At 43.3% G+C, this 22911-nt stretch carries 17 protein-coding genes, 1 tRNA gene and 1 pseudogene; 5 read left to right on the forward strand and 14 right to left on the reverse strand.

Translation table 11 applies throughout. The features are described 5' to 3' along the window. Positions 1–51: 51 nt before the first annotated feature. A pseudogene (locus RMY64_RS30550) lies at positions 52–153 on the forward strand (GxxExxY protein); the annotation flags it as partial. A gap of 116 nt (positions 154–269) precedes the next feature. Here the strand turns inward: RMY64_RS30550 and RMY64_RS30555 are convergent. The 3 genes from RMY64_RS30555 to RMY64_RS30565 form a co-directional block, all read right to left on the reverse strand. Then, positions 270–584, reverse strand: coding sequence for a YkvA family protein (locus RMY64_RS30555; RefSeq protein ID WP_322682550.1), 315 nt, complete (start codon positions 582–584; stop codon positions 270–272). 193 nt (positions 585–777) lie between these two features. Beyond that, positions 778–2496, reverse strand: coding sequence for a serine/threonine-protein kinase (locus tag RMY64_RS30560; protein WP_322701979.1), 1719 nt, complete (start codon positions 2494–2496; stop codon positions 778–780). Between the two features lie 225 nt (positions 2497–2721). Continuing rightward, positions 2722–3558, reverse strand: a complete 837-nt coding sequence (locus tag RMY64_RS30565; protein WP_322702001.1) for an alpha/beta hydrolase — start codon at positions 3556–3558, stop codon at positions 2722–2724. 300 nt (positions 3559–3858) lie between these two features. Here RMY64_RS30565 and RMY64_RS30570 point away from each other — a divergent pair, with 300 nt between their 5' ends. After that, positions 3859–5391: a SagB/ThcOx family dehydrogenase gene (locus tag RMY64_RS30570; protein WP_322688200.1), complete on the forward strand. Its 1533-nt coding sequence runs from the start codon at positions 3859–3861 to the stop codon at positions 5389–5391. Positions 5392–6255: 864 nt separating this feature from the next. On the opposite strand, the gene RMY64_RS30580 is transcribed toward RMY64_RS30570, so the two are convergent. The 7 genes from RMY64_RS30580 to RMY64_RS30610 form a co-directional block, all read right to left on the reverse strand. Further along, a complete protein-coding gene (locus RMY64_RS30580) occupies positions 6256–6984 on the reverse strand; it encodes an ABC transporter ATP-binding protein (protein WP_322701980.1) in 729 nt (242 codons plus the stop codon). Positions 6985–7058: 74 nt separating this feature from the next. Then, positions 7059–7286, reverse strand: coding sequence for a ferredoxin family protein (locus tag RMY64_RS30585; RefSeq protein ID WP_322660386.1), 228 nt, complete (start codon positions 7284–7286; stop codon positions 7059–7061). A 241-nt stretch (positions 7287–7527) separates the two neighbouring features. Further along, complete coding sequence (locus RMY64_RS30590; RefSeq protein WP_322701981.1) at positions 7528–8742, reverse strand: ATP phosphoribosyltransferase regulatory subunit; 1215 nt, start codon at positions 8740–8742, stop codon at positions 7528–7530. Then, positions 8742–9695 carry a J domain-containing protein gene (locus RMY64_RS30595; RefSeq protein WP_322701982.1) on the reverse strand — a complete coding sequence of 318 codons (954 nt, stop codon included), beginning with the start codon at positions 9693–9695 and terminating at the stop codon, positions 8742–8744. The genes RMY64_RS30590 and RMY64_RS30595 overlap by 1 nt, the downstream gene beginning before the upstream one ends. 74 nt (positions 9696–9769) lie before the next feature. After that, on the reverse strand, positions 9770–10582 hold the full coding sequence (locus RMY64_RS30600) for an inositol monophosphatase family protein (protein ID WP_322701983.1): 813 nt from the start codon (positions 10580–10582) through the stop codon (positions 9770–9772). A 164-nt stretch (positions 10583–10746) separates the two neighbouring features. Beyond that, positions 10747–11292 (reverse strand): thermonuclease family protein, encoded by a 546-nt coding sequence (locus tag RMY64_RS30605; RefSeq protein ID WP_322682545.1) that lies wholly within the window; start codon positions 11290–11292, stop codon positions 10747–10749. Between the two features lie 88 nt (positions 11293–11380). Then, positions 11381–11749: a 2Fe-2S iron-sulfur cluster-binding protein gene (locus tag RMY64_RS30610; RefSeq protein ID WP_322701984.1), complete on the reverse strand. Its 369-nt coding sequence runs from the start codon at positions 11747–11749 to the stop codon at positions 11381–11383. 105 nt (positions 11750–11854) lie between these two features. Here RMY64_RS30610 and RMY64_RS30615 point away from each other — a divergent pair. Continuing rightward, a tRNA-Ser gene (locus RMY64_RS30615) sits at positions 11855–11939 on the forward strand. Positions 11940–12118: 179 nt separating this feature from the next. Here RMY64_RS30615 and RMY64_RS30620 read toward each other — a convergent pair. The 4 genes from RMY64_RS30620 to RMY64_RS30635 all read right to left on the reverse strand — a co-directional run bounded on the left by RMY64_RS30620 (position 12119) and on the right by RMY64_RS30635 (position 17296). Continuing rightward, a complete protein-coding gene (locus RMY64_RS30620; protein ID WP_322701985.1) occupies positions 12119–14356 on the reverse strand; it encodes a glycoside hydrolase in 2238 nt (745 codons plus the stop codon). A 77-nt stretch (positions 14357–14433) separates the two neighbouring features. Beyond that, positions 14434–14664 (reverse strand): NifU family protein, encoded by a 231-nt coding sequence (locus tag RMY64_RS30625; protein ID WP_012408256.1) that lies wholly within the window; start codon positions 14662–14664, stop codon positions 14434–14436. Positions 14665–15104: 440 nt separating this feature from the next. Then, entirely contained in the window at positions 15105–16880 is a 1776-nt protein-coding gene (locus RMY64_RS30630) for a sensor histidine kinase (protein WP_322701986.1), read from the reverse strand. 179 nt (positions 16881–17059) lie between these two features. Then, positions 17060–17296, reverse strand: a complete 237-nt coding sequence (locus RMY64_RS30635) for a hypothetical protein (protein ID WP_094353260.1) — start codon at positions 17294–17296, stop codon at positions 17060–17062. Between the two features lie 662 nt (positions 17297–17958). On the opposite strand from RMY64_RS30635, the gene lepA reads away from it, so the two are divergent. Further along, on the forward strand, positions 17959–19770 hold the full coding sequence (gene lepA, locus RMY64_RS30640) for a translation elongation factor 4 (RefSeq protein ID WP_322669522.1): 1812 nt from the start codon (positions 17959–17961) through the stop codon (positions 19768–19770). A 342-nt stretch (positions 19771–20112) separates the two neighbouring features. After that, complete coding sequence (locus RMY64_RS30645; protein WP_322701987.1) at positions 20113–22788, forward strand: PAS domain S-box protein; 2676 nt, start codon at positions 20113–20115, stop codon at positions 22786–22788. The last annotated feature ends 123 nt before the right edge of the window (positions 22789–22911 follow it).

Below are 22911 nucleotides of genomic sequence, written 5' to 3' on the forward strand. Positions count from 1 at the left end.
GGTGGCCAAAAACCAGATCGGCTTAATTATAAGTAATCATCCGAACTTGATATAACCTATCTCAAACTAGCAAACTGCAAACTAGGTCTTCTCCTTAACTTTAACGTCCTCCACCTCAAAGAAGGTATTAAACGCGTAGCCAACAACCTCTAACTCTCCCTCTGACTCTATCTCATCCTCTGCGAACCTCTGCGCTTCCCTCCGCGTTCCTTTGCGTTGAAAAAAAATATCCCCTACCTCCGATTCCAAAAGCAGGGGTTTTATTAAAACTACTTAACAGAAACAGCATCAACATCAATAGTGCTTCCACTAGAGGTAGAACCCTCAGTAGTATTAGGTACTTCAGCACCCACCTCACCCTTACGAGCTTTCCAGCCCTCAATAACTAGTCCAGACACTTCACTAACTAGCAGAGTCAAAAGGAAAACATCATCAATCTGTCCCGCAACTGGTATAAAATCTGGGAGAACATCAAATGGGCTGACCAAATAAACCAACGTTCCTAAAATTACCCACCAACGATATTTGGGGTTACGAAGTACGCTGCGATACCAGGTATAAAGTGATTGGATTGAAAATTTCATATTTTGAACCTCCAGTTATCATTTATTTTGACAAATTATTCTAAAAATTCACGGTGCGAATAACCGTCCTAGTTAGTTGGGAAGATGCTACTAGTAATCTGTCAACAAAGACAAATACAGTATTTGGTGCTGATATCTGCTGCTCTAGCCATAAGAGATATGCCTATATACTGATTTTACTTTATTAAAGATTTTATAAATTGCTCGGTATAGTCTTAAACTTCTGTGCAGATCCCAAGGAATAATCTTCTAATTTAAAATCAGCAAAAGGCTTCTTTTCTAACCTATTCCGTAGAGCCTCGTCAAGAATGACACCTGATGATTCTCTTTTAACACCAATAATTATCACACTTGTTTGATATGTCGTTAAATCCCGATTTGCCTGACAATCACTTCGTTGGAATTGACCCAAATTCAATAAGCGATAAATTTTAACACTTGGTGTATTAATAAATAATTTTTTTACCAAAAGTTGTATTTGTTTAGAACGTTCTAAAGCCACACGTTCTTGAATTAATCTATCACCTTTACAAGAAGCCGTGCCGACAGAGATAATTTCATTGGGAGCTTCCATTATATTCTCTATACCTTCTTGTTCTAAATTCAACTTTAAAAGGTCAACGCTAATAATTTCATCATTGGATTTAAGTTGAAAGTTGCTACCTAAAAGCCATTTATATTTTAGTGATAAAACCGCTATATTAAATTCCGCTATCCTTCCCTGACTATCCTTCCCTTCTTGATAAGAAAAGTAATCGATATTACCTTTTTTTTCTGGATATTGTCTGTAATAAGATGTATCAGGTAAATTTGATTTGCGTGTGGCTAAAGTTACTATACTGAGTAATCCTAATATTACTAATAAAACTGCAAAAAATGTCAATAGCGGCACTTTTTGCGACTGCTGAGTTTGAGGTAATGAATTGCTATTAATATCTACAGTTAAATGCTCAAGTTTAGAAGATTCTAAGATATTACTATTTGTCGGAGTCGTGTCTGTTAATTGAGTTTCTATTTCTTCTAAGGAATGCAAAATTTCTTGAGTACTGGCAGGACGTTTTTCTATATCTGATGCTGTTAGCCAATCAATTAAATTCAATAGTAAGGATGAAATATGGGTCGCATGATTTTGCCAGTGCAACAAATTTTGCTGGACATCATACATCTCCAAAGGATGATATCCTGTCAGCAAAAATACAAAAGTGCGTCCCAAAGCAAAGAAATCTGACTGCGGTACTGCTTGACCATTCATTTGTTCTGGGGCGCTGTAGCCAGATGACATAAGTGCTGTCATCTTGTCGCCATTGCTTAGTTGGTCTTGGTAGGTTTTATTAATTTCATTGGCGGTACCAAAATCAATCAGTACTAGATTCCCCCAACCCTCCTCAAGGGGGGATCTAATCATAATGTTAGATGGCTTAATATCTCGATGTAGGTACTGTTTGCTATGTACTACATCTAAAATTTCTATCAACTGTCTTAACCAGTCTGTGGCTTGTTCTTGCGATATGGGGCTATTTTGCTGTAGCCACTGTTCTAAGTTGTAGCCATCGATTTTTTCCATTGCAATGCAATGCAACACTAAACCATTTCGGGTTTGATACTGGAAGTAACTATCTTCTTTGGGAATTCCAGGATGCTTGAATTGCCCCAACACCGTTATTTCTTGCTGAAATAGTTCTACTGCTTTGGCGTTGCCTGATAAATCCTCTTTGAGTATTTTGATAATTTTGGGGGTATCTTGCTCGTATGCCTCATAAACTTTACTAAAACCTGTTTTGTCATTTAACAAGCACGTCACCCGATAACGCCCTAGCAATTCTAGATGGGAACCACAACTTTGACAAAAACGGTTTTGCTGATTATTCGGGTGATTTGGTTTAGGGCAAACAGGATTGATACAAAGGCTCATGACAGGAGAGTGGGGAGTGGAGGAGCAGGGGAGCAGGGGAGCAGGGGAGCAGGGGGGCAGGGGAGTGGGGAGCAGGGGAGAAATTGCAGTAAGTTTTTTCGCCCCTTTGCACCTCTGCCTCTTATGCCCAATGCCCAATTCCCCATGCCCAATCCTCCTAAACATCGCTCCTATTAATTCTTCTGTTGCTGTATGACTAATCCCGTCTAATAATCATGAGATTTTTTATTTGTGTTCAGCCAAGAAAGCTGCCACAGTTTGGTTAAATGCTTCTGGTTGTGTCAAAAACGGCCAATGATTGCCGGGAACTTGGCAGATACGTAAGTTTTGAAGATAAGTTTTGTAAGGTTGAATTTGCCAATTTTGGCGGTTCAGTCCTTGTTGTGGCTGGACGAATAAAGCAGGAATGTTAAGGGGAATTGTAAAACCAGGCACTTGCATGACTGCCTCAAAAATTCCGTCGCGGGCGGCTATGGTAAATTTGCTGCCCCAACTCCCATCGGGTTTTTGTTCTATTCCTGCTTGGAAGACTTGCTGTTGTAAGGAACTCCATCCTTGATATTGCTTTAATTGCCGTGCTTGTTGTTCGGCTTCTTCGTGGCTGGGAAAAGGCCCCATACTTTTAAGAAAAGGCAAGAAGCGATATAACATTGGGAAAGTTACCCTGAAAAAACTGGGCATTTTCCAGATAAAAATCGGATCGACGAGAATTATACTCCGTACACGCTTTGGGTTTTGTCTTGCCCAGATGACGGCTAATTTACCTGTCCACGAGTGACTTACAATATGGGCAAAAGTCCATCCAAGACTATCCATGAGTGCTTCAAGGTCTGCGATCGCACTCTCAAAGCTATAATCTATCTCTGGTTTACTACTTTGGCCATGTCCGCGCATATCTGGCGCAACTATGTGGTAATCCGCCGCCAAGTAATCTCCTAAACTAGACCACACTAGAGCATGATCGCCTAAGCCATGTAACAGCAGTAAAGGTTCTTGACCTTGATTCCATTCTAAATAAGAAAGTTGGATATCAGGCTTTGATAAAGTTTGACGTACAGCCATCATTGCACATCCAGGCTTAGATAGTTTTGCGTTTATATGGTACTGCGAAAGATGGGGAGCAGCACTTCGGCTACGCTCAGTGACCGAGGAGCAGGGGAGCAGAGGAGGCAGGGGCGCAGGGGAGGATAATTAATGACCAATGACAAATGCCCAATGCCCAATGCCCAATGCCCAATGCCCAATTCAATTGTTATCATTTACCACTTTATGACTCTGAGGATTGTACCAATTGACACGAAATAATGAGGCTAATGAATGCCAAGATCAATAAAAGGATGCCCCAAGGATATTAAAAGTACTATGCCAGAATTACACCAATCAATTGCCCAGCATTATCACGAACGAACTAAATACAACCCTGATACTCTCGCCTCTAAAAACCAGCGATTAGACTGGACTAAACAGCCAGTACCCTTTAAAGAGTACAAAATTGGCTCTACTTTTGATCTCAAACCCTATATCCAAGAAAAAACAGAGGCATTTGCTAATAACCCAGATACTCAGTGGTGGCAAAGACTTTCACGGCTATTGTTTCGTAGTTATGGATTGACAGCAAGAATGCCTTCTATGGGTAGTGCAGTGTATTTACGCGCTGCTCCGAGTGCAGGCGGACTATACCCTGCCGAGGTGTATGTGGTTTCGCGTGGTACATCGTTATTGCCGCCTGGTCTATATAACTACCAGTGTCGAACTCATTCTCTCATGCATTATTGGGAAAGTGATGTTTGGCAAACTTTGCAAGCAGCTTGTTTCTGGCATCCTTCTTTAGAAAATACCCAATTGGCAATTATTGTGACCGCGGTATTCTATCGTTCTGCGTGGCGCTATGAGGATCGGGCTTACCGTCGGATTTTTCTGGATACGGGACATCTGTTGGGTAATATCGAGTTAGCTGGTGCGGTTACTGATTATCGCCCCCATTTAATCGGCGGCTTTGTCGATGAATCGGTTAACGATCTGCTTTATATCGATCCGCAACAAGAAGGTGCGATCGCTGTCTTACCTCTGGCAGACTTATTAGATATTAATCAAAATTTACCATTGGGATGTACTGCTTTACCTTCGGCTACTGAAACCAGTTATCCTCAAATCCCTGATGGCGAACTACTAACATATTTCCATCAACATACCCAGATCCAATCAGGTGTAACTGGTAATCTTAATCTACCAACTATTAAACAAGAAAAATCTTTAGAGGATAAATACAATTTTCCTTTCTGTTTAAAAATTCCCACCACCACTGCACCTATAAACTGGGGACAAAAACTATCAGAACTAGAAACCACTATGTATAAGCGACGCTCTACCCGCGCTTACAATGGTGATGATTTAAGCTTCGATGAATTGAAAAGTTTACTCGATTTCACTTACCAACCGCAAAATTACATCGACCAAAGTTTAGATATTTCTCCAGACTACTTCGATCTAAATTTAATCGAAACATTCATTGCTGTTTGCGGAGTCAAAGGACTGGAGGCGGGTTGTTACTATTACGCGCCCAAAGCCCAAGAATTACGCCAAATCCGGTTTAAAAACTTTCGGCGAGAATTACATTTTCTCTGTTTGGGGCAAGAATTAGGACGGGATGCGGCAGCGGTATTATTTCACACAGCCGATTTGAAAGCTGCGATCGCACAGTATGGCGATCGCGTTTACCGTTACTTACACATGGATGCCGGTCATTTGGGACAACGCCTGAATTTAGCAGCAATGCACCTGAATGTCGGCGTCAGTGGTATCGGTGGATTTTTTGACGACCAAGTAAATGAAGTTTTAGGCATTCCTGCTGATGAAGCTGTTCTATATATCACTACATTGGGACGCCCAAGATAACAATAATCCCAGAGACGATGAGAATCTAGAAAGTTTCTTTTCTGTCCTTTACGTCTCTGTGGAAGCTTACGGGGCTACAACTTGGGCTAGGATGCAAGATAAAAGAAGCCTCATCGCCCTTTGTCCTTGTTGGTAGTACTAGTGATTTTTAGTACTTAGTATAAATAATTCGGCAACTAATTCGTAGGAATCTTTTATATCCATCCATATAATCCAATATAAAAACTGCTATGACGGCGAATAGCCCGTCCAGATTCTTTAATTCCACCAATATATTTTTGGAGACCTATACATTTAATTTAATGTGAGTTCGACGGCTCTAAAAACCCCACTTCCATTCCTCTCCCCCACAGGGAGAGAGGCTTTGAAACCCTAATTTTTTCGTTGTCAACTAAAAATATTTCTGCCCCTCTGTGCCTCGGAGAGGGGTTGGGGAGAGGTTCATCGAACTCACGTTAATTTATGGTTGAGGTCTAAATACCCATCCATGACGTAATTCAGAATTGCGTTAGCGAGTCTGCGTACTCTGTAAGAGTTGCAAGCTACGCTTTTAGCGTCTCGTAGAGAGCGTCATTGCGAATGGGATTTTGGTAAATCCGGGTAATTTAGATTTTAGTCAGTTTTTCCTGAATGAATGTCCTGTTTTGCCTCTCGACTAGCTGTAGATGTGATCAGAAACGGATTATTAGGGAGAATTCTTTGAGCATCGAAAACGACGGTCGCGGCAGTGGCAGGTAATGTTATGGCTTTTGTATTAGTTATAGATAGCGTCGGCGCAGCCCAACCTAGTCATCGCTATAGACTGGTGAAGCTCCGATATTAAGCTGGTGTTATGTTGAATGGGGCAAGAGTGATAAAAAAGGGTTAATGTCTCTTACCTGCTCCCAGATATAGCTCACCCACTTTCGGGTCATTCAACAATTCTTCACCAGGGCCGGAGATCGCATCACGTCCCGATTCTAATACATATCCACGATTAGCCATCTCTAAAGCTTTACGGGCATTTTGTTCAACTAATACGATCCCAGTACCTGCCTGATTAATTTGTTTAATCTGCTCGAACACTTGTGTCACTAAAATCGGCGACAAAGCAGCAGATGGCTCATCTAAAATCAGCAAACCAGGTGACAACATCAAAGCTTTGCCCATCGCTAGCATCTGGCGTTCTCCTCCAGAGAGAGTACCAGCGCGTTGACGACGGCGATCGCTTAATCTCGGAAACATAGTAAATATTTTATCTTTAATTGGTTTCAGGGGAGTGTTAAGCACAAAAGCACCCATCTCCAAATTCTCTTCAACACTTAGAGAAGGGAAAACATTGGCGATTTGCGGTACGTAGCACATTCCTCGTTGGACAATTTGATTGGACTTTAGCCCCACGATATTTTCACCTTTGAAAGTAATTGTGCCTGTGTGGGGGATCAAAAGCCCAAAAATTGCTTTTGCCAAAGTAGATTTACCTGCACCGTTGGGGCCAATCACTGTCACCAATTCTCCTGGTGCAACCTGAAAATTCACACCTTGCAGGATATCTACATCTTTGATGTATCCGGCGCGAACATTTTGAACTTCTAATAAATAGTCATTAGTCATTGGTCATTTGTCATTGGTCATTGGTCAACAGTCAAGTCAAACATAACTATTGACTATTGACTGTTGACTATGGACTATTGTGGGGTTTTTTGCAACTCTGGTCGTTCTTCTGGAAGAATCGCCCCTTCTACAGGGCAAACTTGGAGACAGATGCCACAGTCGATGCAAGTGGCAAAGTCAATCCAGTACCAATCAGTTCCCTTGGTGTTTTTGCCTGGGCCATCATGAATACAAGCTACTGGACAAGCATCTACGCAGTCAGCTACGCCTTCACAGACTTCTGTAACAATTGTATGCGGCATGTTCTCGATTCCCTCTTTTCTGTATCGGCTATTTCTAGCCTAGCAGGGGAGGGGAGGGCAGGGGGGCAGGGGGGCAGGGGAGACAAGGAGACAAGGAGACAAGGGGATAAACAAAACTCCTAACTCCTAACTCCTAACTCTTAACTCTTTAACTCCTAACTCCTAACTCCTAACTCAGCACTCAGCACTCAGCACTCAGCACTCAGCACTCCTAATGCCCCATGCCCAATCCCCCACTCACTTAATGCAATGGTTCTATTTTTGGTGAACCATCAGCTTTGATCCAGGCAATTTGGGCAATGCGGCGATCGCTTGCATATTGGCGAATTGCCTCTGCATCTCTTCCCCCTAAGTCAATTTCTACTCGCACCAAATCAGTAGAATCTCTAAGTTTTTGTGCGTAGACAAAGGCGGCAGCGTTAGCACTAGCTGTCTCTGGTGCTACCAACCAGTCAGTCGCTGGAGTTTCTTGCGGTAATTGCTGGGTAGACAACAGAACTTGGTATAAATCTTCGATACTTAGTCCAAAACCAATTCCGGGAATGTTTTCTCCTTGAGGATGATATAGCCCCAAAAGCTGGTCATAGCGACCACCACGCCCTAAAACTCTGGTTTGGGATTCAGTATCGTTGACAACTTCAAAGACGATACCAGTATAGTAATCTATGGTTTGGATCAGGCTGAGGTCGAGGATTAAGGGAAATTTTTTCTCTGATTCTAGTAATTCTACTAGGGATTTGAGGTTATTCACTGCCTCTCGCTGTTCTTCATCTAAATCCAGACTACTAACTTTTTGCAACACGTCTGCACTTGATCCACGCAAATCCATGATGATTTGGGCGCGATCGCGCAGTTTGTCACTTAGGGGTAAATTATCTATGGTGATGCGGTCAAGATGAGCGATCGCACTGCGAACTCGATCCTGTAAATTAGCAGGAAAGGCACTCAGGAGCGATCGGGTAATTCCCGCTTCACCCAAAATTAAATGCCATCCCTGCAAACCCAGTGCTGCCAAACAATCTGCGACTAACAGCAGCACTTCCGCATTCGCCAACAATCCACCAGCACCTAACAACTCCACCCCAGCTTGATAAAACTCTTGCTGGCGATTATGCCTACTTTCCCAAGTGCGGCGAAACACATTGGCGTTGTAATACAACCGTTGTGGATAAGTCACACCAGCCATTCGAGTCACAACAGTACGAGCAATAGATGCTGTTAATTCTGGGCGTAGCCCCAATTCATCATCTTCGCCGTTTTGTTGTAGTTGAATCACCATTTGACGCTGGATTGCTTCTCCCGCCATCAGGGTATCCATCCGCTCCAAAGTCGAGGTGATAATCCTGTGATATCCCCAGCGATGAAACACCTGCTGTAACCGATCTTCAATCCAGCGTTTTTTCTCCACATCCAAGGGCAATAAATCCCTGGCTCCCGCTGCTGGTTGATACACCATTATTTTTTCTTCCCACCAAACAAACCACCGAACAAACCACTACCAGATTTATCTGGTTGCTTATCTCCATTATTGGGGGATGAAGTCACCTTCTGATCGCTAGGTTGTTGTCCTAAAGCCTTATCTATTTTAGGTTTCCATTGCAGAGCCGTTTCGTCACTGGGATCTAATTTTAGAGCGTTGTCAAAGTGGATTTTTGCCATTTTTAGCTGATTTTGCTTCAAATACACCATTGCAATTAAGCTATGACAGCGACTATTCTTTGGTTCTAGCTTCAGGGCCTCTTGCAACTCTACTTTGGCTGGGGCAAATTGGTTTTTGTCAATCAAAGATTGAGCGCGACGAATATACTGTTCTACAATCAAGTCTTCTTTTGGTGGCGCTGGTGCTGCTGCTGGTGTATTTTTTGGTGTGTTTGGCTGAGGTGTACTTGATTGGACTTTGGGTTGAGCAGGTAGCGGCGCGGCGGATGCTTTACCCGCACTCCGCATTAAATACACTAAATTCAACTCACTAGCTTGGGCAATGACTTGCAGTGCTTGTTCTAAAGAATCATATTGAGTTTGGGCTAGTTTTGCGATCGCAGTTTTATAAAAATGATCGATATTAGCTGCCTCAACTAACTGTTTAGCCAAGTCAGTATTTAGAGTTACCGAAGTCGATTCTTGTACCAGACGCTTGCCAATTTGCGACAAAATTAGAATATATTCAGTGCGAGTGCGATCGCTAGCAAGTTTTTCGTAAGCCGGGTTAACCAGCTTTGATAACAATTCGTTACCGAGATGTTTTTGAGCAGCAGTTTCAGTAAGACTACTGTCTGGATGCAAACGGCGGGCAACTTGGAGATAGCGTTTGCGAATCTCTTTAACATCGGCATCAACTGGAACGCACAGCACTGCGTGATGATCTATGAAATCATATTTAAATAGTCCACGATCTATTTTGAAAGACATATAGAGTTTTTGCACCAAAGGAGCAGTTAGATTGCTTTTAGTGTACCCAAAGTCGTAGGGAAAGCCCCCATCTGCTACACCCAAGCTGACAGTGGCGGAACCCGTAAAAGTTCGCTACTGAGGGAGTCGTGAATATAACTATTTGTGGCAAGAATTCTACCTGACTCAATTTTGACAGTAGTGCCATCGTAGGCGGTGATTTTGCCTCCGGCTTCTTGTACCAAAATTATCCCAGCAGCAATATCCCAAGGAGAAAGTCCCCGTTCCCAGTAACCATCGACACGTCCACAGGCAACATACGCCAAATCTAGCGATGCCGAACCGCTACGTCTAACTCCTTGGGTAAGATGGGTAAGATGAGTAAATTCTGCGTAGTTGTTATCAGAGGTTTCGCGGCGATCGTAGGCAAATCCTGTTACTAGTAAGCTTTTACTCAGTTCAGATGTTACTGAAACCTCGATCGGCTGACGGTTACGCGTTGCTCCTAAGCCAGCAGCAGCACGGAATAGCTCGTTGTGAAATGGGTCATAAATTACACCAACTTGGGGAACGCCATTAATTAACAGCCCGATGGAAACGGCGAAGAATGGGTATTGATGAGCGTAGTTGGTTGTGCCATCAAGAGGATCTATTGCCCAGAGGTACTCATTCTGTTGATTACCTAATTTTCCTGATTCTTCAGCGAGGATCGAGTGCTGGGGAAAGTGGCCACGCAAAATTTCTAAAATCAACTCTTCTGAAGCTTTATCAGCAGCCGTGACTAAATCACCAGGGCGTCCTTTTTCAATAATTGCATCTTCTAACTTACCCAAGTAACCTTGCAAAATAGCACCAGCAGCCAAGGCCGCTTCTGTAGCAATATCTAGAAAAATTTGTAAATTTGTCATTTGTCATTTGTCATTTGTCATTTGTCATTGGGCATGAAGAACAGACAAGGTAGACAAGGAAGAGGGGGGATTGGGAGAGATTTGTTCAATAATTCTCCTTGTCCCCTTGTCCCCTTGTCCCCCACTCTCCCCCTCAGCACTCAGCACTCAGCACTCAGCACTAATTAAAGATTTTGGCGGCGAAACTCGGCGGGAGTGAGGCGCATGGGTTTTTCTGGGTTCCAGATTCCTTGCCCCATGAGTCTAGCCCATTGTTGGGCACGTTCTAAACGCAGGTCATATTTGTGGTTAGGCGATCGCCCTACAAACATTGCATTCCCTTGTTTGACTAATTCTTCATTCAATAACACCTTATTTTTCCACACATAAGCTAGAGTTCGCCCGATTTTGTCTTTTGCTTCTAAATCAAACTCCAGCGTTACCGATTCTTCTACACCACCAATTAGATTCTCTAACTGTTCTTTTGCTGCTTCCCCCCAAGGGCGCTGTCGCAAATCTGGTGCATCAACTCCTACTAACCGCACTTGGGAAATCAAATTTGGTTGTTCAGCCATGCCCAAAACTTCCAAACTTTGCCCACTAACTACCCGCGCTACTTTCACTTGGGCTTCATTGTTTGGCAGCTGGTTCTTGCCTTGGCAACTCACCAAGAGCAATAAACAAGCCAAAATAGCTATTTTTTGCACCCACTCACCAAGACGCACAACCATCAAAAATTCTCCTATGGTCGCTGCATATACCGAGCAGAACCTCTTTCCCCCTGCCCCCTGCCTCCTGCCCCCTGCCTTATTCAATTGTTTATTCCTCATCTAAGGGTAAACCCGCTTTAATTCTTCCCCTAGCAAAATAGCGTCCAAACTGGAGTTCGTAGACTTCATCTTCGTCTTGCGTCTCCACTTCCAAGTCAGAACGGGGGTAACTCACACACAACAAGGCATAACCTTGCTTACGTAAATCTGGTGACAAGCCGATCGCTTCTGGTTGGTAAATTTCTCCTGATAACACTCTCACAGCACAAGCTGTGCAAGCCCCGTTGCGACAGGAAAACGGTAGTTCTACCCCTTGTTTTTCGCCAGTGTGCAGGATGTAGCGGTCTTCTGGCACTTGTAGGGTGTGTGTTTTGCCAGTGGCGCGATCGCGAACTTTTATTGTGTATGTACGGGACATCTGGATTTGCGTTTTGGGATTAGGACTATCAGATTCAATCTAAAATATCTTTCTTATCTTTGCATTTTCTGGGATTTTATAGTAAGATCGTAACCTGTGACACCTGGAGAGGTGGCCGAGTGGTTTAAGGCGCAGACCTGGAAAGTCTGTTTAGGGAAACTTAACGGGGGTTCGAATCCCCCCCTCTCCGTTTTCAAAGCTTAGTCTAAATATATAGTTTGTAATATAGCCAAATATATTTAAAACTAAAAAAATTAAATATGATTTGCAAAAATCTTTACAACATCAATGAATTATCTGTAGAGGCATACAGATGTACGCCCCTAATAGGTATTTCGTGAAATGGTATAACACCAAAAATATTAAATGTTAAGGCACCTCAATGGGAATCAAAGCATTTTCTGGCAAATAGTTGGAAAAACGCCCTTCATCTGCAAGCACCAAAATCAGACGCAGAGGATAATCTGGTGGAACTTGCAAATCTGCCCACGGTACTGCCAACTCTAAACAACTATTTATTGCTACTTGAGCGCGACTGAAACGGGGATGCCATTGATGATTGTCTCCCGCTTCCCGAAACTGAATCGATTGCGTCAGCAAGTTAACTTCTAAAAGATGGTGGAAATGGTAATTAAGTGGGGCTGCATCTGGTACATCTGCCAACGGAATTGGGCTGTTAACCATTGTTTTTTCTGGATAGAACCACAACAAATTCAATTCTGTTGGCAAATCCCGTCCTGGTGCAGCGCCACTTTTAAAGTCTAGCCGCAAATAGAAATTTAAGTGATCTACCCCATACCAAAGTCGCTGGATAACACTGCTGTTATGCATCGTCCCCCGCGCCCCGCCGATTTCTATGCGTCCAGCTTTGTCCCAATCTTGTTCGTCACCCTTACCATCAATGACGGGGTGAATAAACCCTTGTGGGGTGTGGTTTGCTTCTTGTGCTGCATGGATTTCCACTGGTTGCTTGAGATAGGGCGGTATAGGTTCATTTAATGCCTTGTAAATGCCAAACAGATGTTCTCGAAACAACCGATCAAAAATGGCATCCTGATTTGAGGAGTGTCCTGCACCAAACCACCAAAACCAGTCGGAACCCTCTGCGGCATACAATGCTTCCCATGCTTCGGGATTGTTTTCTTCCGTCGCTTCGGGATGACTTGCAAGCATTTTCCTTGCTTCTGTCAAGTAATCCCAAGCACGATTTTTGGCGGGATCGCCGATCCAGGTGGTGAAACTGCCATCTACCCAAGAACCGCTATGTAATTGCCCTCCGGGGATGGTGGCTGTGGCTGGAAATTCTTCTAGAAATTCGGAGACAGTGACGAGTTTGAGGTGGGGTTCATCGCTCAAACTTTGATATAAAGCTTCTAAGAAGGGTTTGCCATCTTGGGAATAAAATTCCCAGCAATTTTCTCCATCTAAGGCGATGGTAACTAGCCAAGGTTGTTCGCTATGACTATCTCTTTGCTTTTTAGCGATCGCTTGCAAATGTCCTACTAAATCGGCTGCTGCCTTTTTTGCAGGCATTGCACCATAAGTAAAACCAATCAAGTCTGATAATCTGTGGTCGCGAAACACAATTGACAAGTCACCCTCGGCGGTTTGCAGGCGATAGGGTCGATACAACAATTCTGGTTGCTCCACATTCCCCGCCCCATCCCGATGAAAAAGGTGTTTCAGCGTCCACCCTAAGATGGCTTCATCTGAGCATATCCACTTATATCCTTGGTTAATAATATCTGGAAGTATTGCTGGACTTACTGATTGTTCTGAAGGCCATAAACCACGAGGTATCTGCCCAAAGCGGTCTTTATATAAGTCCCAAGCTTTCCGCAAGTGGCGGGGGATATCTTCTGCCCATTGAAAGCGTTGCTTCGGTAGTGTCATATTGGGCACAGCTACCCGACCGGAGTTAGTATCAGCTAGTAAGGGTAAAATCGGGTGAGTATAAGGCGTAGTGGTAACTTCTAGCTGCCCCGCTTCCTGCATTTTCCGATGTTGGGGGATAATCCGGCTCAAGATTTCTCGCTGTTTGGAATAAATGCGCTGGCGATCACTTAAAGTAAAATTCCGTCCCTGTTTTAACCAAGCAGCAATTTCCGGGTCATCCCAAAACAGCGGGTCGATCCAAGCCAAATTGTGCCAAGCTAGCAAATCGCCATAATCTGGCAATTCCCAATTTGCTAAACACCAAGCTTGCCCCTTATCCTGCCTTTGCTGGTACAACTCGGCATAGCGGGGATGCGGATCGATCAGGGTATGGTGATTAGCATCAAAAAAGTGTTGGATAATAAATTCGCGCTGTTGCTGGGTAAGTTGCTCATCCGGTGTCAAACTGGCTGTGAGATAAGGGTCAAAAGCAGTACCAGCAATATAATCTTCGAGTTGCAATATCAGCGATGGAACTAAATTTACCGTTTGGTGTAACTTAGGATACCGCTCTAAAAGCAATACTAAATCCAGATAATCTTTAGTTCCATGCAAACGTACCCAGGGAAGACGGTACTGCTGACTCGAAGATAGCGAAACGCCGCTGCCAGGAGATTTGTACAGCGGCTGATGTTGATGCCAGATAAAAGCGATGTAGAGAGGATGGGACATAGAAATAGTTAGGAGTTAAGAATAAGGAGTTAGGAGTTGATTCAAACTCATAACTCCTAACTTCTAACTCCTAACTTTTACACCACTTGCTCAATTTCTGCAATTTCCGGAATCATTTCCTTGAGGCGGCGCTCAATACCCATTCTCAGGGTCATTGCAGAACTGGGGCAAGAACCACACGCACCTTGCAGGCGCAGTTTTACAACAGGCCCATCGAGTTCTACTAGTTCCACATTGCCGCCATCAGACATGAGATAAGGGCGCATTTCATCTAAGACTGTTTCAACGTTGTCAATTGTGAGTTCCATAGTTTAGACCTGCTAAGTTAATGATGGACATTGGGGATGGGGGATTGGGCATGGGGCATGGGGCATTAATGATCTCTGTGCCAGATGCGCGGTTACTCATTAACCATTATCCAAAATTTTATTTTTCAGCTTTGTTAAATCGATCCTAAATCTAATTGCCGCTAGATTGTCAGGTGTCAGTTTTTAATAACTTTTGACTAAACCACTGCTGATTTTAGCAACTTGATATTAGATTAGCTGAACAATTTATCGTGCAAGCCCTCCTACTCTACTTTAGCGGTTAAAGTCCTGAAGAGAACGCCAGGAGGTGACGGATAAGGAAGGTTTTTTCCCAATCCCCATGCCCAATATGGTTATTAAATAATAATTACTAAAAAACTTTCAAGTTTAAAACTCAAAACCCAGTACTGGTAATCTTCCAAATGACTAATGACCAATGACTAACATTCAGCACTACTTGTTGAGTCGCTATCATTAGACGAAACCATGACTGGTTGTTGATATAGTGGCACGGTGAATGTGACTGTTGAGCCAAGTCCTTCGCCCAAACTATAAAAATGTACCTCGCCACCCATAGCCTCCACTAGCTTTTGGGATATTGCCAGTCCCAAACCTGTGCCGCCGTACTGGCGAGTCCGGGAGCCATCCACCTGAGAGAATAATTGAAACAATTTATCTTGTTTATCTAAGGAAACACCAATACCAGTGTCTGCCACACGTACTCTCACCATGCCAGGAAATTGCTGCTCTTGAAAGTTCACCTGAAAATTCGCCTTTTTGAGTACTAAATCAGCGCTGACAGTGACGCCACCCTCATGAGTAAATTTAATGGCATTACCTACCAAATTGAGCATCACTTGTAGCAACCGTTGGTAGTTGCTTTGGACAATGATTTCATCGGAGGTAGCAGGCATTTGCATCTGAAAGCTGAGGTTCCTCATTTCTGCTTGGGGACGCATGAAACCTTCTACATGACTGAATAGCTCATCTAGCTTGACTGGAGCGTAAGCTAGCTCCATTTTACCAGCTTCGATTTTGGCAATGTCCAAAATATCGTTGATGATATTCAGCAGATGTATCGATAAGTGGTGAGCTTCTGCTAAAAACTGATTTTGTTCTTCTGGATCGTCTGCCATCCCTTCCAAAATCAGTTTCAAAAAGCCAATCATACCGTTAAGGGGGGTACGAATTTCATGGGATACATTAGCTAGAAACTCACTTTTGAGGCGGGAAGCTTCTTCGGCTTTTTGACGCGCTATTTCTAATTCTTCATATAAAGTAGCATGAGCGATCGCAGTTCCCAATTGATCTGCTGCTTCTTTTGCCAGTTCTAATTCCGATTCTGTTAATGTGTAGCATTCATCCTGCCAATTCAAGGCAACCAATCCATTAGCTTGGTCTTGATAGCAAGTCGCAACTACTAAAGTTTTCTGCCGCCCAGACTCTTTGTATCCAGCCACTTCCATCGTAACTGGTTCTAGGGTTGCCAAGGCTTGAGCAAAGGCAGGCTCAGAAGCTATATCTATGTCCAAGCCAAGCATTGATTTGAGTTCTGGCTGGCGATACTCAGCCTTCACCTGCACTTTTGAGCTTGAGGGCTGATAAGGACAAATAATGCAGCGTTCTAGCCGCAGTGCTTTCCCCAAACTGTCAACTGTTTGCTGCCAAATAATATCTAAATCTAATGTCCGGCGAATATTTCTGGTAATGCGATTTACCAATTTTTGGTGTTGCTGCGATCGCAAAGCCAACTCTATTTGTGTGGGCGTTTTTGATGCCACGCGCGCTTGTTTTTTGTTGAGTGTCGCTTGTATTAAGCGTCCCATCACTAAAACGGTAGTGGCAGTGGTTCCCAAACTCGGCATAATCGGACTGATCGCTAAGTCCAACTCAAATAATTCTTTCTGATAGCTAAACCAACATTGAAACCTTTCTGGCACCAAACTTGTCAAAATTCGGTGCAATCGTTCCAAATAACTAACCTTATCCACTGGGGCAAAGGTTTGAGTCTGGTTCAGCTCGTCAACTATTTTTTCAGTATTTAACCCCAGGAGTTCGCTGTACTGCCAACAAAAGGTCAGATAGCGCCCTGCCCCATCTTGTGTATAAACTAACTCGGCTCCTAGAGTTGGTAATGAGCCATCAGTCTTACTGGTAATAGATTCCAGATTTTGGGAAAATACATTTGACAATTGGGAATTGGCAGTAATAGTCATTAATTGAGTTGGATAGACAAAGGGTATCCGACCGTAATTTTACTAAAGCCGCTGAAATTTATACATAAATTTTTACAGCTTTTTTGTGTTTGATGGGGTATTTTTTATTGTTCTGAAAACCAGATTGGCAAACTTTACTTTTTTTAACTTGCATTGACAGTTAAATAATGGCAATGGCGTTAATCGTTCCATTCACCGCGAGGAGGAACAGGGGTACGCACAGGCGTACGCGTTAGTTCGTCATCTCTGAGGAGTTCACCCCGTAACCACTGGCGAATCGCCACCTCAATTACTTTACTTGGGTCATTGGTGAGATGCTGAATTTGCTCTAGTAACTCGGAGTCTAGGCGGACAGCAATTTCTACCTTATCGGCTGGTGTATTTTCCGCTTTGGTAGTTTTCTCTCTCATATTCATAGGTTTATATACTCTGAATTCTTTGAATTGGTTTTGTCTAAAGCTTTGTAAAGTAGTTATATTCATTATTTGGGCTAATTCGCTGAAAAATTTTCAAGGGCACAGTTCAATAATTCCCTGAAATAGCACCAAAGTAACAGCTTTAAGTTTTAAATCGCATTTTTCATATAACTGACTAGACAATGGCTTTATAAATTTTGCTGATAAATCAGCGATTACGGGCAATTAGCAGTCGCAATTGCCCACGCTCCCGACACGATCCCTAGATGTACTTATTTACATTTATTGTACGCTCCTAACTGTTGAATACTAGCAGCGACAAATAGACCTTCATAATATTCTTAAATGTCCACCTATTTAGATCGAAAGTTCAAGATGGGGTGAAGAGGGGATTGGGGACTGGGAACTGGGAACTGGGGACTGGGAACTGGGAACTGGGGACTGGGAACTGGGAACTGGGAACTGGGAAATAATTTTTCTACTATCCAATCCCCAGTCCCCAAAACCCAATACCCAATACCCAAAACCCAATACCCAATACCCAATACCCAGTCCCCAGTCCCCAGTCCCCAGTAAAAGCAGCGTCTTGGCAAAGAAAGCATTAAAATACATTAAGTAAATTGCCCTTTTAACTTTGGTTGCTGCTAAGGCAAAGATAGTATATGACTGACGTTCCCGCAGTTCGCATTCGCAATTTTTGTATTATTGCTCACATCGACCACGGGAAATCAACCCTCGCCGATCGCTTGCTACAAGCTACTGGCACTGTTGAAGACCGACAGATGAAGGAACAGTTTCTCGACAATATGGATTTGGAACGGGAGCGCGGCATTACGATTAAGCTGCAAGCTGCCCGGATGAACTACACAGCTAAGGATGGTCAGCAGTATGTGCTGAACTTGATTGATACTCCGGGGCATGTGGATTTCTCTTATGAAGTCTCCCGCTCTCTTGTTGCTTGTGAAGGAGCTCTATTGGTAGTAGATGCGTCCCAAGGTGTGGAAGCGCAAACTTTGGCTAATGTATATTTAGCGTTAGAGAATAACCTGGAAATTATCCCGGTTTTGAATAAAATTGATTTGCCGGGGGCTGAACCAGAACGGGTAATTGGCGAAATTGAAGAAATTATCGGTCTAGATTGCAGTGGGGCGATTCTGGCCTCTGCTAAAGAAGGAATTGGGATTGATGAGATTTTAGAAGCAGTTGTCGAGCGGATACCGCCACCGCCAAATACGATAAATGAACGCTTACGAGCGTTAATTTTTGATAGCTATTACGACAGTTACCGGGGAGTAATTGTGTATTTCCGGGTGATGGATGGCACCGTGAAAAAAGGCGATCGCATCCATTTAATGGCATCGGGTAAAGAATTTGAAATTGATGAGTTAGGCGTTCTTTCTCCGACTCAAAAGCAAGTTGATGAACTGCACGCTGGGGAAGTAGGCTATTTGGGAGCGGCAATTAAAGCTGTAGCTGATGCACGGGTAGGAGACACAATTACCCTTAGTAAGGCGAAAGCGGAAGCACCCTTACCAGGTTACGCAGAAGCGAACCCGATGGTTTTTTGTGGGATGTTCCCCATTGATGCCGATCAATTTGAAGATTTGCGGGAAGCCTTGGAAAAGCTGGAACTCAACGATGCAGCGCTGCATTACGAACCAGAAACTTCGAGCGCGATGGGGTTTGGTTTCCGTTGCGGGTTCTTGGGTTTGCTGCACATGGAAATTGTCCAAGAACGTCTAGAGCGGGAGTATAACCTGGATTTAATCATTACAGCCCCCTCGGTGGTTTATAAGGTGATTACCATCAAGGGTGAGGAACTGTACATCGATAATCCTAGCCGTTTACCTTCTCCCAACGATCGCGAAAGAATTGAAGAACCCTACGTCCAAGTAGAGATGATTACCCCGGAAACTTATGTTGGCACCTTAATGGAGTTGTCACAAAATCGTCGGGGCATCTTCAAAGATATGAAATATCTCGCCCAAGGACGAACCACCCTTACTTATGAGCTACCTTTGGCGGAAGTTGTAACTGACTTTTTTGACCAGATGAAATCGCGATCGCGCGGTTACGCTAGTATGGAATATCACATTATTGGCTACCGTGAAAATCCTCTGGTGAAGTTGGATATCATGATTAACGGCGATCCTGTGGATTCCTTGGCGATGATTGTCCACCGCGATAAAGCTTACAACGTCGGGCGGGCAATGGCGGAAAAACTCAAGGAACTAATTCCCCGCCATCAATTCAAAGTGCCAATTCAGGCATCTATTGGCAGTAAAGTTATTGCCAGCGAACATATCCCCGCTTTGCGGAAAGACGTGCTAGCCAAATGCTACGGTGGTGACATCAGTCGCAAGAAAAAACTTTTGCAGAAGCAAGCAAAAGGTAAAAAGCGGATGAAATCTGTAGGTACTGTAGATGTACCCCAGGAAGCCTTTATGGCAGTACTGCGCTTGGATCAAAGCTAATTTAAGAGTGTTTATTCAAAAACAATTGGCTGCTTGCGCCTACATCTCAACCGGAAAAAACATACAGCAGAATTCAGGAGAAAAATACCCTCAATACGCTTCGGTTAAAGGGGAAAGGGTAAAGGGGAAAGGTTTTGAATACATCCTTTACCCGCAAACCCATTCCCCAGACCACAAAGAAAGTGAAAAATTCCAGCATCTTTTCAGAAATAGTGGTAACTTGCTGTTGGTATATTTTCTAAGGTAGTGGTAAATATATAGTGATAGCAGAAACTGAAACCCTTGCTAGATAAGGACTGACAAGAGAAAAATCACTACTTTTATACCACTACCCAAAATATCATGAGTCGCAAGCAGGCCCAAGAAAAACTCTCTGAGGCAGAGCGAAAATATCGCACTCTAGTAGAACAAATTCCGGGCGTTGTATATATCTCACCGATTAATACCACTGCAAATGAAGCCTATATTAGTCCGCAACTGCAACAATTATTGGGCATTGCTCCCGAAGATTGGAATTCTGGTTTATTCAATAGTTGGTTAGATTACACTCATCCAAACGATCGCGATCGCCTTTGGCAAGCTGTAAACACTACAATCGCTACCGGAGAGCCTTTGAGGATTGAGTATCGGATGATTAGGCGCGATGGCAGAACAATTTGGGTACGAAACCAAGCCAATCTCGTTTTTTGTGCCGATGGACAAACTCAGCTACTTCAGGGTTTAGTATTGGATATTAGCGATGTCTATGACGAGCTTTGTTTACGCAAACAAGCACAAGAGAGCGAAGAACTTTATCGTACCATCCTCGAAGACCAAACAGAATTGATTGCTAGAGGCTTACCAGATGGCACTTTTACCTTTATCAATGAAGCTTACTGTCGATTTTTTGGACTAGAGCGAGACAAAGTTATCGGTCAGCACTACAAACCTGTTGTGTTTGAGGAAGACCAAGAACGTGTTTTTAGTCTGGTAAATTCCATTAGCTTAGAAAATCCCGTTATCACCATTGAAAATCGCGTTGTAGCTTGCCAAGGAGTGCGGTGGACGCAGTGGATTGTTCGAGGGATATTTGATGACCAAGGTGCGATTGTAGAACTTCAATCTGTTGGACGAGATATTACCGATCGCAAACTGGTAGAACAAGCTTTAAGTGAAAATGAACAAAAATTCCGGGCGATTTTCAATCAAACCATTCAGTTTATCGGATTGCTTCAGCCGAATGGAATTGTATTAGAAGCCAACCAAACAGCACTAGACTTTGCTGGGATTAATCGAGAAGAAGTAGTTGGCAAGCCTTTTTGGGAAGCAAAGTGGTGGACAATTTCTCTAAATACTCAAGAGCAATTAAAAACTGCGATCGCCGCTGCTGCTAATGGTGAATCTATCCGTTATGAAGTTGAGATTTTAGGTCGAGATCGTCAAGCGATCGCGATTGATTTCTCACTGCGTCCTATACTCGATCGAACCGGGCATATTACCCTACTGATCTTTGAAGGACGAGATATTACTGAATATAAAGTCGCGCTTCAGGAACGCCACAAAGCTGAAGAGGCATTGCGCTCCAGTCAAGACTTTCTGCAAAAGGTTGCTAATACCATACCGCATATTTTGTATTTGTTTGACCTCTTACAAGGAACAAGTATCTATCTTAATCAGAAAAGTGTGGCTATTTTAGGCTACTCTCCAGAAGAATTTTGTAACGCAGATCCGCAGTGGCTAATGAATTGCTTTCATCCAGACGATCGATACCTCTGCTATGACATACCGAATCGCTTTGTCAACCTGAACGACAATGAAGTACTTTCCACTGAATACCGATTCCGACACAAAAATGGAGAGTGGCGTTGGCTAAATACACGAGAAGTCGTATTTGCCAGAGATGCTAACGGCACTCCAACGCAGATTCTTGGCTCGGTAGAAGACATCAGCACTCGTAAAGAAGCTGAAGTGATGTTGCGACAGCAAGCAGAGGGAGAACGGTTAATTACTGAAGTCACTCAACAGATTCGGCAATCACTGAATTTGGAGGAGGTTCTGAATACAACAGTAAATAGTATTCGCCAGTGTTTAGGTTCAGATTCCGTAGCTATCTATCAGTTACAATCTGACGGAAGTGGGAATTTTGCAGCAAAATCAGTGGGTGATGACTATCCTCAGAGATTAGAACTGACAATGCATCCATTTTCCCTCAAACAAGATTTTAGCGACTATTACCAAGGATTACCTAAAGTTTTCCATAACATTCAGGAATCTAATTTTTCAGCCGAGGTTTTTGAGTTATTACAACTCTATCAAGTTAAAGCGGCTATAATAGTGCCGATTTTAAATGAAGAGCATCTGTGGGGTTTACTCATTGTTCACCAGTGTATCGCACCTCGTTATTGGCAAGCGTTTGAAGTTAATTTGTTGCAGCAATTGGCTAGTCAAGTAGCGATCGCAATTCATCAATCAGTACTTTACCAGCAAGTGCAAGCTGCCAATGAAGAATTACAAAGATTAGCTACTCTAGATGGCTTGACTCAAATAGCCAATCGCCGCCGATTCGATCAATATCTGGAATCTGAGTGGCAGCGACTCAGACGCGAGCAACTTTCACTGTCTTTAATTTTGTTAGATGTCGATTTTTTTAAACTCTACAATGACACTTATGGTCATTTAGGAGGGGATGATTGTTTGCGACAATTAGCAAGTGCCCTCAAAAATATTGTTAAGCGTCCAGCCGATTTAGTCGCTCGTTACGGTGGAGAAGAATTTGCTATCATTTTGCCTAATACAGAGATTCAAGGAGCAATCTATGTAGCTCAAACTATTCGACAAGCAGTGCGCGACTTAGCCATTCCCCATGCTCAGTCTCGCGTGTGCGATCGTGTTACCGTTAGTCTAGGTGTTGTGAGCATTGTGCCAAATGCTGAAATTTCGCCGCCAGACTTGATTAATGCAGCAGACAAGGCACTTTATGTAGCCAAACAGCAAGGACGCGATCGAGTTCATGCCGTTTGCGTCGTTACCCCTTCTTGACAAGTGAGTTCCGAAGGGGAGGCTCAATTGTTCTGATTACGAATTATTACTATACCTTGCTTTCTCTCCTTAGCCTACACAGTTGATAAGCTTTAACAAAATCACTGTTAAAAAATCTAAAAA

This window comes from Nostoc sp. DedQUE08 (assembly GCF_034530895.1).
GTDB lineage: Bacteria > Cyanobacteriota > Cyanobacteriia > Cyanobacteriales > Nostocaceae > Nostoc.

Bases quoted from the DNA above. Each gene is read 5' to 3' on its own strand.
- RMY64_RS30630 (WP_322701986.1), bottom strand. From the start codon at position 16,880: ATGACTATTACTGCCAATTCCCAATTGTCAAATGTATTTTCCCAAAAT.
- lepA (WP_322669522.1), top strand. From the start codon at position 17,959: ATGACTGACGTTCCCGCAGTTCGCATTCGCAATTTTTGTATTATTGCT.
- RMY64_RS30585 (WP_322660386.1), bottom strand. From the start codon at position 7,286: ATGCCGCATACAATTGTTACAGAAGTCTGTGAAGGCGTAGCTGACTGC.
- RMY64_RS30605 (WP_322682545.1), bottom strand. From the start codon at position 11,292: ATGGTTGTGCGTCTTGGTGAGTGGGTGCAAAAAATAGCTATTTTGGCT.
- RMY64_RS30645 (WP_322701987.1), top strand. From the start codon at position 20,113: ATGAGTCGCAAGCAGGCCCAAGAAAAACTCTCTGAGGCAGAGCGAAAA.
- RMY64_RS30595 (WP_322701982.1), bottom strand. From the start codon at position 9,695: ATGTCTTTCAAAATAGATCGTGGACTATTTAAATATGATTTCATAGAT.
- RMY64_RS30625 (WP_012408256.1), bottom strand. From the start codon at position 14,664: ATGGAACTCACAATTGACAACGTTGAAACAGTCTTAGATGAAATGCGC.
- RMY64_RS30565 (WP_322702001.1), bottom strand. From the start codon at position 3,558: ATGGCTGTACGTCAAACTTTATCAAAGCCTGATATCCAACTTTCTTAT.
- RMY64_RS30560 (WP_322701979.1), bottom strand. From the start codon at position 2,496: ATGAGCCTTTGTATCAATCCTGTTTGCCCTAAACCAAATCACCCGAAT.
- RMY64_RS30570 (WP_322688200.1), top strand. From the start codon at position 3,859: ATGCCAGAATTACACCAATCAATTGCCCAGCATTATCACGAACGAACT.
- RMY64_RS30610 (WP_322701984.1), bottom strand. From the start codon at position 11,749: ATGTCCCGTACATACACAATAAAAGTTCGCGATCGCGCCACTGGCAAA.
- RMY64_RS30620 (WP_322701985.1), bottom strand. From the start codon at position 14,356: ATGTCCCATCCTCTCTACATCGCTTTTATCTGGCATCAACATCAGCCG.
- RMY64_RS30635 (WP_094353260.1), bottom strand. From the start codon at position 17,296: ATGAATATGAGAGAGAAAACTACCAAAGCGGAAAATACACCAGCCGAT.
- RMY64_RS30600 (WP_322701983.1), bottom strand. From the start codon at position 10,582: ATGACAAATTTACAAATTTTTCTAGATATTGCTACAGAAGCGGCCTTG.
- RMY64_RS30555 (WP_322682550.1), bottom strand. From the start codon at position 584: ATGAAATTTTCAATCCAATCACTTTATACCTGGTATCGCAGCGTACTT.
- RMY64_RS30580 (WP_322701980.1), bottom strand. From the start codon at position 6,984: ATGACTAATGACTATTTATTAGAAGTTCAAAATGTTCGCGCCGGATAC.
- RMY64_RS30590 (WP_322701981.1), bottom strand. From the start codon at position 8,742: ATGGTGTATCAACCAGCAGCGGGAGCCAGGGATTTATTGCCCTTGGAT.